Source organism: Nocardioides aurantiacus, from assembly GCF_003752505.1.
In the GTDB taxonomy this organism is placed as follows: Bacteria; Actinomycetota; Actinomycetes; order Propionibacteriales; family Nocardioidaceae; genus Marmoricola; species Marmoricola aurantiacus.
The window spans coordinates 2,838,781-2,851,898 of the sequence record NZ_RKHO01000001.1 but is presented as its reverse complement, the minus strand read 5'-3'; the positions used below and the strand labels follow the sequence as shown (position 1 = coordinate 2,851,898).

Below are 13,118 nucleotides of genomic sequence, written 5' to 3'. Positions count from 1 at the left end.
GCGGGCAGGGTGGCAGGCGTGGCTTACTACCGTTGCGTCGGCGACGTCCCGCGCACCCGGCACACCGCGTTCCGCGACGAGGCGGGCGCGCTGCGGTACGAGGAGCTGATGGGGGAGGAGGGGTTCTCCAGCGACTCCTCGCTGCTCTACCACCGCGGCGTCCCGTCGGCGATCGTCGACAGCCGGGTGTGGGAGCTGCCCGACCTGGCGACGCAGGCCAACCACCCGCTGAAGCCGCGTCACCTCCGGCTGCACGACCAGCCGCCCGGTGGCGACCCGGTGACCGGGCGGCGGCTCGTGCTCGGCAACGCCGACGTGCGGATCTCCTACGTCGTGTCGGGGGAGACCTCGGCGTGGTACCGCGACGCCGTCGGCGACGAGTGCGTCTACGTCGAGCAGGGCAGCGGCACGGTGGAGACGGTGTTCGGGGCGCTGGCCTACCGCACCGGCGACTTCGTGGTGGTGCCCCGCGCGACCACCCACCGCTGGGTGCCCGCGGAGCCGAGCCGGCTCTACGCGATCGAGTCGAGCAGCCACGTCGCGCCGCCGAAGCGCTACCTGTCCCGCTACGGCCAGCTGCTCGAGCACGCGCCGTACTGCGAGCGCGACCTGCACGGCCCCACCGAGCCGCTGCTGCTCGACGGCGACGGGGCGAGCGACGTCGAGGTGCTGGTCAAGCACCGCGGCCACGGGCCCGCCGGCATCGTCGGCAGCCGGCTGACCTACGCCACGCACCCGCTCGACGTGGTGGGCTGGGACGGCTGCCTCTACCCCTACACGTTCAACGTCGAGGACTTCATGCCCATCACCGGCAAGGTCCACCAGCCGCCGCCGGTCCACCAGGTCTTCGAGGCGGGTGGGTTCGTGGTCTGCGCGTTCTGCCCCCGCAAGGTCGACTACCACCCGCAGTCGGTGCCGGTGCCCTACTACCACTCCAACGTCGACTCCGACGAGGTCATGTTCTACGTCGGCGGCGACTACGAGGCGCGCAAGGGCTCGGGCATCGGGATCGGGTCGGTCTCGCTCCACCCGGGCGGCCACGCCCACGGCCCGCAGCCCAGCGCGATCGAGGCCTCGATCGGGGCGGAGTACTTCGACGAGCTCGCGGTCATGGTCGACACCTTCCGGCCGCTGGAGCTGGGCGAGCTCGCGCTGGCGGTCGAGGACCCGGCGTACGCCTGGACCTGGTCGGGCCGCGGCCCCGCGTGAGCACCTGGATCGGCTTCCTCCGGGCGGTCAACGTCGGCAAGCGGCAGTACCCCATGGCCGAGCTGCGCGCCGCGCTCACCGCGGCCGGGTTCGAGGACGTCGAGACCCACATCCAGACCGGCAACGTGCGGGTGCGCACCCGGATGCGCAGCCGGGAGCGGGTCGTGGCGGCGCTCGAGGCGGCGATGCTCGCCGACCGCGGCTTCGAGGTCCCGGTCGTGCTGCTGACCCCGGCCGAGCTGGTGCAGGTGGTCGCGGACGCCGACGCGGTGCGCGTCGAGCACGGCGACCCGGCCTGGCGCCAGTACGTCGAGCTGCTGGCCGACCGACCCGACGCGGCCGCCGCCGCGCTGATCGAGGGGGGCGTCCCCGGGGCCCGGGCCCTGGTGCGGGAGCGGGCCGTCCACCTCCTCTACGATGTCGCGTTCGGTGAGGCGAAGCCGCCGCGTGCCGCCGTGAACCGGGCGTTCGGGGTCTCGACCAACCGCAACCTCACCGTGCTCCGCACCCTCTCCGAGAAGTGGTCCCCATGAGTTCCCAGCAGTGGTGGCGTCACGCCGTCATCTACCAGGTCTACCCGCGCTCCTGGGCCGACGCCGACGGTGACGGCATGGGTGACCTGCCCGGCATCACCTCGCGGCTGCCGCACCTGCGCGACCTCGGCATCGACGCGATCTGGCTCTCGCCCTTCTACACCTCGCCGCAGCACGACGCGGGCTACGACGTCGCCGACTACCGCGACGTCGACCCGCGCTTCGGCACGCTCGCCGACGCCGACGCGATGATCGCCCGCGCCCACGAGCTGGGCCTGCGGATCATCGTCGACATCGTCCCCAACCACTCCTCGAGCGACCACGTGTGGTTCACCGAGGCGCTGGCCGCCGCGCCCGGCAGCCGCGAGCGGGCCCGCTACATCTTCCGTGACGGCAAGGGCCCCGACGGCGCCGAGCCGCCCAACAACTGGATCAGCAACTTCGGCGGCCCTGCGTGGACGCGCGTCACCGAGGCCGACGGGTCGCCGGGGCAGTGGTACCTCCACCTCTTCGACGTCACCCAGCCCGACTTCGACTGGGACAACCCCGAGGTCGGCGACGAGATGGAGCGCAACCTGCGCTTCTGGCTCGACCGCGGCGTCGACGGCTTCCGCATCGACGTGGCCCACGGCATGGTCAAGGCCGAGGGCCTCCCCGACGACGCCGTGCTCAGCCACGAGATGGTGGGACGCACCTCGGACCACCCGATGTGGGACCAGCCCGGGGTGCACGACATCTACCGCCGCTGGCGCACGGTGACCGACTCCTACGCCCGCCCCGGGGAGGACGCCGACCGGATCCTGTGCGCCGAGGCGTGGGTGACCCCGGCCGAGGCGCTGGCCGCCTACGTCCGTCCCGACGAGCTCCACCAGGGCTTCAACTTCCCGTTCCTGGTCACGCCGTGGCTCGCGCCGGCGCTGCGCGCCTCGATCACCGACTCCCTGGCCGCGGTGGCGCCCCACGGCGCCGTGCAGACCTGGGTGCTGTCCAACCACGACGTCGTCCGGCACGCCTCCCGGCTGGGCTTCGAGCCCACGCCCGGCCCGTCCCGCATGGGCGGCATCGGCCCCGGTGACCCGCAGCCCGACGCCGAGCTGGGCCTGCGGCGGGCCCGGGCGGCGACCGCGATGATGCTGGCGCTGCCGGGGTCGGCGTACCTCTACCAGGGCGAGGAGCTCGGCCTGCCCGAGGCCACCGAGCTGCCCGACGAGGTCCGCCAGGACCCGACCTGGTTCCGCTCCGAGCAGACCCAGTGGGGCCGCGACGGCTGCCGGGTCCCGATGCCGTGGGAGGGCGACGCCCCGTCGTACGGCTTCGGACCGACGGAGGCCTCCTGGCTCCCGCAGCCCGCGGCGTACGGCGAGCTGGCCGTGGACCGCCAGACCGGCGTCGAGGGCTCGACGCTCGAGCTCTACCGCACCCTGCTGCGGCTGCGCCGCGAGCACGGGCTCGGCGTGCGCGAGCTGTCCTGGGTCGAGGACGCCGGCGACCCCGAGCACGTCGTGGCCTTCGACCTCACGGCGGCGGGTCGGCCCGCCGTGCGCGTGCTGACGAACGTCGGTGGCGGCCCGGTGGACCTGCCCGCGGGCGAGGTGCTGGTGTCCTCCACCGAGGTCGGCGGCTCGTCCCTCCCGGCGGACGCGACGGTCTGGATGCTTGTGGAGGACCCCGCCCGCGGCTAGGTTGCTGTCTCCCCGTTGTGATCCAGGTCACGTGAGCGCGATCCCACTTCCGTGCGGGGGACCGAGGAGCAGCCATGCGTCGTCGTCCACGTCCTCAGCGCCTGGTGGGTGCCGCCGCCACCGGTGTCCTCGCCTGCGGCCTGCTCTCGGCCTGCGGCGGCGGTGACGGGGGCGTCCCCGTCATCAACCTGTACGGCGGTGCGTCCGCCGCCGGGTTCGACAAGATCATCGCCGACTGCAACGAGCAGGCCGACGGCGCGTACCGCATCGTCGGCAACCTGCTCCCGAGCGACGCCGACGGGCAGCGCGAGCAGCTCGTACGCCGCCTCGCCGCCGGGGACGACAGCCTGGACCTGCTGGGCATGGACGTCACCTGGACGGCCGAGTTCGCCGAGGCCGGCTGGATCCGCGAGCTGACCCCGGAGCAGGCCGACGCCGGCACGAAGGACACGCTCCAGCCGACCATCGACACCGCGATGTGGGAGGACAAGCTCTACGGCGTCCCCAAGCACACCAACGTGCAGCTGCTGTGGTTCCGCAAGTCGCTGGTGCCCGACCCGCCGACCACCTGGGACGGCGTGATCGAGCAGGCCAAGGCGCTCAAGGAGGAGGACAAGCCCTACGTCGTCGGCATCACCGCCGCGCAGTACGAGGGCTACGTCGTCGCCTTCAACACCATCCTGTCCTCGCTGGGCGGCACCCTGGTCAACGAGGACAGCACCGAGGTGACCGTCGACGACAAGACGGTGCAGGCGCTGGAGATCCTCAAGGGCCTGGCCGACAGCGGCGTCGCGAGCGCCTCGCTGTCCAACAGCCAGGAGCCCGAGATCTTCGCCCAGATGCAGAACGAGCAGGCCGCGTTCATCATGAACTGGCCCTACGTGCTCTCGGCGATGAAGGCCGCCAACGAGGACGTCGCCAACGATCTCGGCTACTCCGAGCTCCCCGAGTTCGCCGAGGGCGAGAAGCCCCGGGCCACGCTCGGCGGCATGAACTACGCGGTCAGCACCTACAGCAAGCACCCGGAGGAGACCTTCGACGCCGCGATGTGCCTGCGCACCCCCGAGCACCAGCTGGAGACCTCGCTGGAGTCCGGTGACCCGCCGGTCGCGCCCAGCGTCTACGAGGAGGCGGAGTTCAAGGAGGCCTACCCGATGGGCCCGGAGATGCTCAACGAGCTCGAGACGGCCGTCCCGCGGCCGATCACGCCGCTCTACCAGAACATCTCGACCATCGTGTCCAGCACGCTCTCGCCGCCCAGCCAGATCGATCCCGAGGCCACGGCCGAGGAGCTGAAGTCGGCCATCCAGGACGCCATCGACGGGAAGGGGATCCTGCCGTGAGCACCACCCTGCAGCAGCCGACCGGCGCCGACGAGGCGGTGGAGATCGCCAAGAAGCGCGCCAGCGACGGCAAGCGGGCCGAGCGCAAGCTGGGGATGCTGCTCTGCGCCCCGGCGGTCGTGTTCATGCTCGCCGTCACGGCGTACCCCATCCTCTACGCCATCTACCTGTCCTTCTTCCGCGCCGACCTGCGGCTGCCGGGGCAGAACGAGTTCGTCGGGTTCTCCAACTACGTCACCGTGCTGACCAGCCCGATCTGGTGGACGGCCTTCGGGCTGACGATGTTCATCACGGTCATCAGCGCCTTCCTCGAGCTCGTCTTCGGCATGATGCTCGCGGTGGTGATGCACCGGACCCTGGTGGGCCGCGGCCTGGTCCGCACCTCGGCGCTGGTGCCCTACGCCATCGTCACCGTCGTGGCCGCCTTCTCCTGGCGGTTCGCCTGGACCCAGGACATCGGCTGGCTCGCCGGCGACGCCGCGCCGCTGACCGACCGCTGGTCCTCGATCTGGATCATCATCCTGGCCGAGGTCTGGAAGACGGTGCCGTTCATGGCGCTGCTGCTGATGGCCGGCCTGGCGCTGGTGCCCGAGGACCTGCTCAAGGCCGCCTCGATGGACGGGGCCACCGCGTGGCAGCGGTTCTGGAAGATCACCGTCCCGCTGATCAAGCCCTCGATCCTCGTCGCGCTGCTGTTCCGCACCCTCGACGCGTTCCGGGTCTTCGACAACATCTTCGTGCTGACGAGCGGGGCCAACGACACCTCGTCGGTGTCGATGGTCGCCTACAACAACCTGATCCGCGGGCTCAACCTCGGCATCGGCTCGACGATGGCGGTGCTGATCTTCATCACCATCGCGATCATCGCGTTCCTGTTCGTGAAGCTCTTCGGGGCCTCCGCGCCCGGACAGGGGGAGTCGCGTTGAGCACCCCAGCCGACCACTCGCTCCGCTCGCGCTCGACAGGGGGCCCCGCATGAGCGCCGACACCATCACGCCCACCAAGAAGGCCGGCTGGGCCGCGGTCGACCTGATCGTGCTGCTCTACGCCTTCATCCCCGTCGTGTGGATCGTGTCGCTCTCGCTCAAGGGCGACGACACCCTCAACGACGGCAACTTCCTCGTCCGCAAGCCGACCGGGGAGGCCTACAGCGAGATCTTCGCCAACGAGGACTTCGTCCGGGCGCTCATCAACTCCATCGGGATCTGCGTGATCGCGACGTTCGTGGCGCTGCTGCTGGGCACCATGGCGGCGTACGCCATCGCCCGGCTGGAGTTCCCCGGCAAGCGGACCATCGTGGCGATGTCGCTGCTGATCTCGATGTTCCCGCAGATCGCGCTGGTGACGCCGATGTTCAAGATGTGGACGACGATCGGGATCTTCGACACCTGGCTCGGCCTGATCCTGCCCTACATCACCTTCGCGCTGCCGCTGGCGATCTACACCCTCTCGGCGTTCTTCCGGGAGATCCCGTGGGAGCTGGAGAAGGCCGCCAAGATGGACGGCGCCACGCCGTACCAGGCCTTCCGCAAGGTGATCGCGCCGCTGGCCATGCCCGGGGTGTTCACCACCGCGATCCTGGTCTTCATCGCCTGCTGGAACGACTTCCTGTTCGCGATCTCGCTGACCTCGACCAACAGCGCCCGCACGGTGCCCGCGGCGATGTCCTACTTCACCGGCGCGACGACGTTCGAGAAGCCCGTCGCCGCGGTGGCCGCCGCCGCGGTCATCATCACCATCCCGATCGTCATCTTCGTGCTGTTCTTCCAGCGGCGGATCGTCGCCGGCCTCACGTCCGGAGCGGTCAAGGGCTAGGGCCCGCGACCACCAACAAAGGAGCACCCCGTGGCTGAAATCGTCCTGGACCACGTCGTCAAGCGCTACCCCGACGGGGCCCTGGCCGTCGACGACTTCAACCTGACCATCGCCGACGGCGAGTTCATCATCCTGGTCGGCCCCTCGGGCTGCGGGAAGTCCACCACCCTCAACATGGTCGCCGGGCTGGAGGACATCACCCAGGGCGAGCTGCGCATCGACGGCAAGGTGGTCAACGACAAGGCGCCCAAGGACCGCGACATCGCGATGGTGTTCCAGTCCTACGCGCTCTACCCCCACATGACGGTGGGCGAGAACATGGCGTTCCCGCTGACCCTCGCGGGCGTCGACAAGGCCACCATCAAGAGCAAGGTCGACGAGGCCGCCACCATGCTGGAGCTGACCCAGCACCTCGACCGCAAGCCGGCCAACCTCTCCGGCGGCCAGCGGCAGCGGGTCGCGATGGGGCGCGCGATCGTCCGCAGCCCCAAGGCGTTCCTGATGGACGAGCCGCTGTCCAACCTCGACGCCAAGCTGCGCGTGCAGATGCGCACCCAGGTCTCGCGGATCCAGAAGTCGCTGGCCACGACCACCCTCTACGTCACCCACGACCAGACCGAGGCGATGACGCTCGGCGACCGCGTCGTGGTGATGCGTGGCGGCATCGTGCAGCAGGTCGGCTCGCCGACCGAGCTCTACGAGCAGCCGCGCAACCTGTTCGTGGCCGGCTTCATCGGCAGCCCCTCGATGAACTTCCTGCCCGCCACCATCGAGGGGGAGGCGCTCGCCACCGGCCTCGGCCAGCTGCAGATGCCCGATCGGATCCGTCGCGCGGTCGAGCGCAGCAAGGGTCGTGAGGTCATCGTCGGCATCCGGCCCGAGCACTTCGAGGACGCCGCCCTGGTGGGCGACAAGCCGGGCTCGACCTTCGAGGTGCCGGTCGACCTGGTGGAGTCGATGGGCTCCGACGTCTACGCCTACTTCAGCGTGCGCGGCTCGACCGCGACCTCGCGGGACCTCGACGACCTCGCGGCCGACTCCGGCCAGGACATGCACAGCGAGGGCACGCAGGTCAACGCCCGCCTCGACGCGGCGGCGCACGTGCGGTCGGGCCAGCAGGCGCAGCTGTGGGTCGACACCGCGAAGATGCACGTCTTCGACGGCGAGACCGGCGAGAACCTCACCCACGAGTCGCACGAGCGGGCGGGCGCTGCGAGCTGATCCGGGTCCGGCCCGGGGCTCAGCCCGGGCCGGCGCCGGGTCGGGGGTCGGCCAGGCGTCAGTCACGCGCGGACGGCCCCGCCGGGGCTCGAGCGCCGGCGGGCACGCTCCTGCTGGTCGCGGATCATCTGGAGGACCTCGGTGTTCCAGGCGTGCTCACGGATCAGGCGGTAGCGCTCGCCGGCCACGCGGATGTAGGCGTCGGCGCCGGTCTCCAGCGGACCGCGCACCCCGGCGTCGTCGATCATCTGCAGGACGGGCGTGTACTCCTCGTCGAACCAGCGCCGCGCCATCGTCTCCTCGTCGAAGTAGGCGCGCTCGGCGTGCATCAGCCGGCAGGCCCACGCCTCGACCATCTCGGCGAGCCGGTGGTAGTCGTCGGGGCGGGTGCAGTTGATCTCGGCGCGGCGGTGACCGGTGAGCGGCACCCGCTTGAGGAACCGCAGGCCCCAGTTCTTGCCGTCCAGGTCGCGGCGGCCGCCGATGCCCTCGGTGTCGATGACGGTCTCGATCTCGGTGACCATCGCCTCGATCTCGCGGGTCCCCAGCGAGCGGGCGACGGAGACGCGGTGGTGGCCGTCGCGCACGAAGTAGAGGTTGCCGAGCTTGTAGACGTCGATCGGCGGGAAGTAGTGGCCCTCGCGGGTCTTCCGGGCGATCTGCTCCCAGCGCTGGCGGCTCTTGTCGGTGGTGGGACGGAAGCGGCGGTCGAAGTCGCGGACCTTGTCGACCGACCCGACGATGCGGTCCAGCGGGATCACCTGGATGCCGAGCGAGTGCTCGCCGCGGCGGCCCAGCGCCTTGACGACCTCGGAGAACGACAGGCTCTCCTTGGCCGACTCGGTGTCGGCGCGCAGCCACCCGGCGAGCTGGGACAGGGTCTGGTGCCTGCGGGCGCGCAGGAAGTCGTTCTCGGCATCGGCGCGGGGGGAGCCGGTGTCTCTCACCATGACTCCATCATCCCCCGTCCTCAGGCCGACTGCGTCGCGATCGACCCGGTGCGGGCGGTGATGTCGATTACGCGCCAGGGGATCACGTTGCGGACCGTCGTACGCCCCACGGTGCGGTCGGGCTTGGGCATCCCGAACGGGTGGATGTGGCCGTGCAGGTGCCAGGTCGGCTCCAGCCGCTCGAGCACGCCGTGCAGCGCCTCGATCCCGACGTGCGGGCCGTCGTCCTCGTCACCGAGGCCGAACGGCGGCGCGTGGGTGAGCAGCACGTCGACCGGACCGCGGCGGCGGGCCTTGCGAACGAGCCGGCCGGCGCGGCCGTTGAACTGGCGCTGGGTGTACTGGTGCGGGCCGGGTCGGTACTGCACGCAGCCGCCGAGCCCGGCGATGCGGAGACCGGCGACCTCCACGACCTCCTGGTCGGCGTGGATCACGCCGGCGGGGCGGGGGGAGTCGGCCCAGCGGCCGTCGAGGGTCCAGACGCCGTTGCGGGACTCGCGCGCCCGGCTGACCTCGGGGTCGTGGTTGCCCGGCACGAAGACGACGGGGCAGCTGACGGTGGAGGCGATCCACTCGAGGTAGTCCCACGGCAGGTCGCCCGCGGACAGGACGAGACCCGGCGCGATGTCCCGCAGGGTGTGGTCCTGCAGGTTCGACGCGATCTCGTCGGCGACGACCAGGGTGGTGACCATCACCCGGACACTACCGGCGTGGCGCGGGTCATGCACACGCCTCGGCGGGGGCCCGGGGCACAGTGGGGCGATGGCCGACCTGCTCGTACGACGCGAGGGCGCTGCGCTGTGGCTCACCCTCGACCGCCCCGACTCCTCCAACGCCCTCACCGGCGAGATGGTCGCCGACCTCGCCGAGGCGCTGCGCGGCTCCACCGCCGACGCGGACGTCCGGGTCGTCGTGCTCACCGGGACCGGCGCGGCCTTCTGCGCCGGGGCCGACCTCGGCGGCGAGGACCCGGCCGGGAAGTACGACGGCGGCTCGGTCGACGGCGCCAACGCGCTGGTCCGCGCGGTCACCGACCTCGCCGTCCCCGTCGTCTGCGGCCTCAACGGCGTCGCCGCCGGCGTCGGGATGCCGCTGGCGCTGGCCTGCGACCTGGTCGTCGCGACGCGCTCGGCCTCCCTGACCCTGGCCTTCACCCGGATCGGCCTGATGCCCGACGGCGGCGCGACCGCCCTGGTCGCCGCGGCCGTGGGCCGCGCCCGGACGATGCGCCTGGCGCTGCTGTCCGAGCGCATCGACGCCGACGAGGCCCACGCGGCCGGGCTGGTCAGCCACGTCGTGGACGACGCCGACTACGAGCAGGGCCTGGCCGACGTGGTGGCCCGGGTGGCGGCCGGCCCGCCCCTGGCGTACGCCGCGACCAAGAAGGCCGTCAACGCCACCACCCTGGGTGACCTCGAGGGCGCCTTCGCCCGCGAGCGCTCGGGCCAGTCGGTCCTGCTCCGCACCGCCGACGCGGCCGAGGGCATGGCCGCCTTCGCCGCCAAGCGCCGCCCGACCTTCACCGGCGAGTAGCCGGGGTCAGGTGAGGTGGGCGCCGGCGTCGCGGAAGGCGGCGAGGGCGGCCTCGGTGGACTCGGGGGCCACGCCGACGCAGAGGTCGGTGAGGACGCGGGTCTCGAAGCCCTCGCCGACGGCGTCGAGGACGGTGGCGCGGACGCAGTGGTCGGTGGCGATGCCGCAGACGTCGACCTGCTCGATGCCGCGGTCGCGGAGCCAGGAGGCGAGCTTCTCCCCGTCGGGGGAGGTGCCCTCGAACCCGGAGTACGCCGCCTCGTGGCGCCCCTTGCGGAACACCTCGTCGAAGGGCCGGTGCTCCAGGGCGGGGTGGAACTCCTCGCCGTCCGTGCCGACCTCGCAGTGCACCGGCCAGGTGTCGACGTAGTCGGGGTTGCTGGACCAGTGGTCGCCCGGGTCGACGTGGTGGTCCTTCGTCGCCACCACCACGTCGTACGACGGAGCGCCGGACCCGCCTGCCGACCACGCCCGCAGCAGCTGCGAGACCTCGCCGGCGACGCGCGCACCACCGCTGACGGGCAGCGAGCCGCCCTCGCAGAAGTCGTTCTGGACGTCGACGACGATCAGGGCGCTCTTCATGCGCGGAGGCTACCGCTCGTGGACGGTCTCGATCACGGGGTCGCCCTTGGACAGCTGCCGCGCGACCTGGGGCAGCTCGTCGCGCGAGCGGAGGTGCCGCGCCCGGGCGGCCTTGAGCGGCTCGCGGCCGACGACCTCGCCGTCGCGCACCAGCGGGGTGAGCAGCGGCCGGTCGTCGCCGTCGTTGACCGCGGGGGAGCCGATGCCGACCACCTCGGCCTCGGCGACGCCCTGGGGCGAGAGCCGACGCAGGGCGTACTTGCGGCCGCCGATCGAGATCTTGTCGGTGCTCTTCTTGGCGACCCCGACGAGCGTGCCGCGGTCGTCCTCGCGGGCCACCAGCTTGAAGACGAAGCCGCAGGTCGGGTGGCCGCTGCCCACGACCAGCTGGGTGCCGACGCCGTAGCCGTCGACGGGGGCCGAGGCGAGCCCGGCGATCGCGAACTCGTCGAGGTCGCTGGTGACGATGATGCGGGTGTCGTGGGCGCCGAGGTCGTCGAGCTGGTGGCGCACCTCGTGGGCGAGCACGCCGAGGTCGCCGGAGTCGATGCGCACCGCGCCGAGCTCGGAGCCGGCCACCTCGACGCCGAGCCGGACGGCCTCGGCGATGTCGTAGGTGTCGACCAGCAGCGTCGTGCCGCGCCCCAGCGAGGCGACCTGGGCGCGGAAGGCGTCGGTCTCGGAGTCGTGCAGCAGCGTGAAGGAGTGCGCGCTGGTGCCGGTGCTGGGGACGCCGTACTTCTGGCGGGCGCGGAGGTTGGAGGTGGCGGTGAAGCCGGCGACGTACGCCGCCCGGGCGCTGGCCACCGCCGCCCCCTCGTGCGTACGCCGGGCGCCCATCTCGATGCAGGGACGCTCGCCGGCCGCCCAGGTCATCCGCGAGGCCGCCGAGGCGATCGCCGAGTCGTGGTTGTAGATCGAGAGCAGCACGGTCTCGAGCACCACGGCCTCCGCGAAGGTCGACTCGACGACCATCAGGGGGGAGTAGGGGAAGTAGATCTCGCCCTCGGGGTAGCCCCAGACGTTGCCGTGGAAGCGGTAGTCGGCCAGCCACGCCAGCGTCGGCTCGTCGACGATGCGCTCCTCGCGCAGGAACGCCAGCTCGGCCTCGCCGAACCGGAACGACTCCAGGGCGTCCAGCGCGCGCCCCACCCCGGCGACCACGCCGTAGCGGCGACCGGCCGGCAGCCGGCGTGGGAACAGCTCGAAGAAGGAGCGCCGGTGGGCCGCGCCGCTGGCCAGCGCGGCCTGCAGCATCGTCAGCTCGTAGTGGTCGGTGAGCAGGGCGGTCGACGCTGCGGCACCGGGAGTCGAGGTCACCGGGACACACTAGGGCTGGCCGCGTGCCCGGCGTGCACAATGGCGTGGTGTCCACCTCCCCGGTCGAGCTCGACGAGCCCGCGGTCGACGAGACCACGGCGCTCCAGACCCCCTGGGTGACCATCGTCTGGAACGACCCGGTCAACCTGATGTCCTACGTCTCGTTCGTCTTCCAGCAGCACTTCGGCTACGGCAGGAAGAAGGCGGAGAAGCTGATGATGGAGGTCCACGAGCAGGGCCGCTCGGTGGTCTCGACGGGCACGCGCGAGGAGATGGAGCGCGACGTCCAGGCGATGCACGAGTACGGCCTGTGGGCCACGATGCAGAAGTCCGACACCGCGTGAGCGGCTTCCGACGTCACCGGCGCAGCGGCGCCGCGGTGGCGACCTTCACCGTGCACGAGGCCGACCTGCTCCGCTCGCTGGCGGGGCAGATCATCGAGCTGCTGCGCAGCGAGGAGGCCACGCCGCAGGCCGAGGACCCGCTGGAGCGGATGCTCGACTTCTCGGGGCCGACCACCGTCCCGGACGACCCGGTGCTGGCGCGGCTGTTCCCCTCGGCGTACCCCGACGACGAGGAGGCGGCCGGCGACTTCCGCCGCTACACCGAGGCCACGCTGCGCAACGGCAAGGCGGCCTCGGCGGCGACCGTGATCGACAGCCTCGAGGACGCCGGGCTGCCGGCCGAGCCCGAGGACGGCGTGTTCATCGACGTCGAGCTCGACCCGCCCACGGCGATGACCTGGATGCGCGCGTTCACCGACATGCGGCTGGCCATCGCCACCCGTCTCGGGGTGGAGGAGGGCGACGAGGAGCGCTGGGCCGCGCTGCCCGAGGACGACCCCCAGGCCCAGGTGCACGACATCTACGAGTGGTTGGGCTTCCTGCAGGAGACCCTGGTCCGGTCCGCAGCCTGATCTCGCCTACGCTG

Annotated in this window: 14 protein-coding genes; 10 read left to right on the top strand and 4 right to left on the bottom strand. The window is 71.7% G+C overall.

Annotated features, from left to right (window positions below; genetic code table 11):
- The first annotated feature begins 18 nt into the window (after window positions 1-18).
- The 7 genes from EDD33_RS13885 (at window position 19) to EDD33_RS13855 (ending at window position 7,803) form a co-directional block, all read left to right on the top strand.
- Entirely contained in the window at window positions 19-1,209 is a 1,191-nt protein-coding gene (locus EDD33_RS13885) for a homogentisate 1,2-dioxygenase (RefSeq protein ID WP_123391555.1), read from the top strand.
- The gene (locus EDD33_RS13880; protein ID WP_170169830.1) at window positions 1,206-1,742 is read left to right on the top strand and encodes a DUF1697 domain-containing protein; all 537 of its coding nucleotides are present in this window, start codon (window positions 1,206-1,208) and stop codon (window positions 1,740-1,742) included. The genes EDD33_RS13885 and EDD33_RS13880 overlap by 4 nt, the downstream gene beginning before the upstream one ends.
- The gene (locus EDD33_RS13875) at window positions 1,739-3,424 is read left to right on the top strand and encodes a glycoside hydrolase family 13 protein (RefSeq protein WP_123391553.1); all 1,686 of its coding nucleotides are present in this window, start codon (window positions 1,739-1,741) and stop codon (window positions 3,422-3,424) included. The genes EDD33_RS13880 and EDD33_RS13875 overlap by 4 nt, the downstream gene beginning before the upstream one ends.
- Before the next feature lie 74 nt (window positions 3,425-3,498).
- Window positions 3,499-4,767, top strand: a complete 1,269-nt coding sequence (locus EDD33_RS13870; RefSeq protein ID WP_123391551.1) for an ABC transporter substrate-binding protein — start codon at window positions 3,499-3,501, stop codon at window positions 4,765-4,767.
- Entirely contained in the window at window positions 4,764-5,693 is a 930-nt protein-coding gene (locus EDD33_RS13865) for a carbohydrate ABC transporter permease (RefSeq protein ID WP_281274176.1), read from the top strand. Before EDD33_RS13870 ends, EDD33_RS13865 begins: the two co-directional genes overlap by 4 nt.
- Window positions 5,694-5,742: 49 nt before the next feature.
- A complete protein-coding gene (locus EDD33_RS13860; RefSeq protein WP_123391549.1) occupies window positions 5,743-6,582 on the top strand; it encodes a carbohydrate ABC transporter permease in 840 nt (279 codons plus the stop codon).
- Between the two features lie 30 nt (window positions 6,583-6,612).
- Entirely contained in the window at window positions 6,613-7,803 is a 1,191-nt protein-coding gene (locus EDD33_RS13855) for an ABC transporter ATP-binding protein (protein ID WP_123391547.1), read from the top strand.
- Between the two features lie 62 nt (window positions 7,804-7,865).
- Here the strand turns inward: EDD33_RS13855 and EDD33_RS13850 are convergent, their stop codons facing one another.
- A complete protein-coding gene (locus tag EDD33_RS13850) occupies window positions 7,866-8,753 on the bottom strand; it encodes a ParB/RepB/Spo0J family partition protein (protein WP_170169829.1) in 888 nt (295 codons plus the stop codon).
- A 20-nt stretch (window positions 8,754-8,773) separates the two neighbouring features.
- Window positions 8,774-9,445 carry a metallophosphoesterase family protein gene (locus EDD33_RS13845; protein ID WP_123393434.1) on the bottom strand — a complete coding sequence of 224 codons (672 nt, stop codon included), beginning with the start codon at window positions 9,443-9,445 and terminating at the stop codon, window positions 8,774-8,776.
- A 70-nt stretch (window positions 9,446-9,515) separates the two neighbouring features.
- On the opposite strand from EDD33_RS13845, the gene EDD33_RS13840 reads away from it, so the two are divergent.
- On the top strand, window positions 9,516-10,286 hold the full coding sequence (locus EDD33_RS13840) for an enoyl-CoA hydratase-related protein (protein WP_123391545.1): 771 nt from the start codon (window positions 9,516-9,518) through the stop codon (window positions 10,284-10,286).
- Window positions 10,287-10,292: 6 nt separating this feature from the next.
- On the opposite strand, the gene EDD33_RS13835 is transcribed toward EDD33_RS13840, so the two are convergent.
- Both EDD33_RS13835 and EDD33_RS13830 read right to left on the bottom strand, forming a co-directional pair.
- Window positions 10,293-10,868: a nicotinamidase gene (locus EDD33_RS13835; protein ID WP_123391543.1), complete on the bottom strand. Its 576-nt coding sequence runs from the start codon at window positions 10,866-10,868 to the stop codon at window positions 10,293-10,295.
- A 9-nt stretch (window positions 10,869-10,877) separates the two neighbouring features.
- Window positions 10,878-12,188 carry a nicotinate phosphoribosyltransferase gene (locus EDD33_RS13830; RefSeq protein ID WP_123391541.1) on the bottom strand — a complete coding sequence of 437 codons (1,311 nt, stop codon included), beginning with the start codon at window positions 12,186-12,188 and terminating at the stop codon, window positions 10,878-10,880.
- Window positions 12,189-12,235: 47 nt separating this feature from the next.
- Between EDD33_RS13830 and clpS the strand changes: the two genes are divergently transcribed.
- Together clpS and EDD33_RS13820 are read left to right on the top strand one after the other, a co-directional pair.
- Window positions 12,236-12,532 (top strand): ATP-dependent Clp protease adapter ClpS, encoded by a 297-nt coding sequence (gene clpS, locus EDD33_RS13825; RefSeq protein WP_123393432.1) that lies wholly within the window; start codon window positions 12,236-12,238, stop codon window positions 12,530-12,532.
- The gene (locus EDD33_RS13820; protein WP_123391539.1) at window positions 12,529-13,104 is read left to right on the top strand and encodes a DUF2017 domain-containing protein; all 576 of its coding nucleotides are present in this window, start codon (window positions 12,529-12,531) and stop codon (window positions 13,102-13,104) included. The genes clpS and EDD33_RS13820 overlap by 4 nt, the downstream gene beginning before the upstream one ends.
- Window positions 13,105-13,118 lie beyond the last annotated feature (14 nt).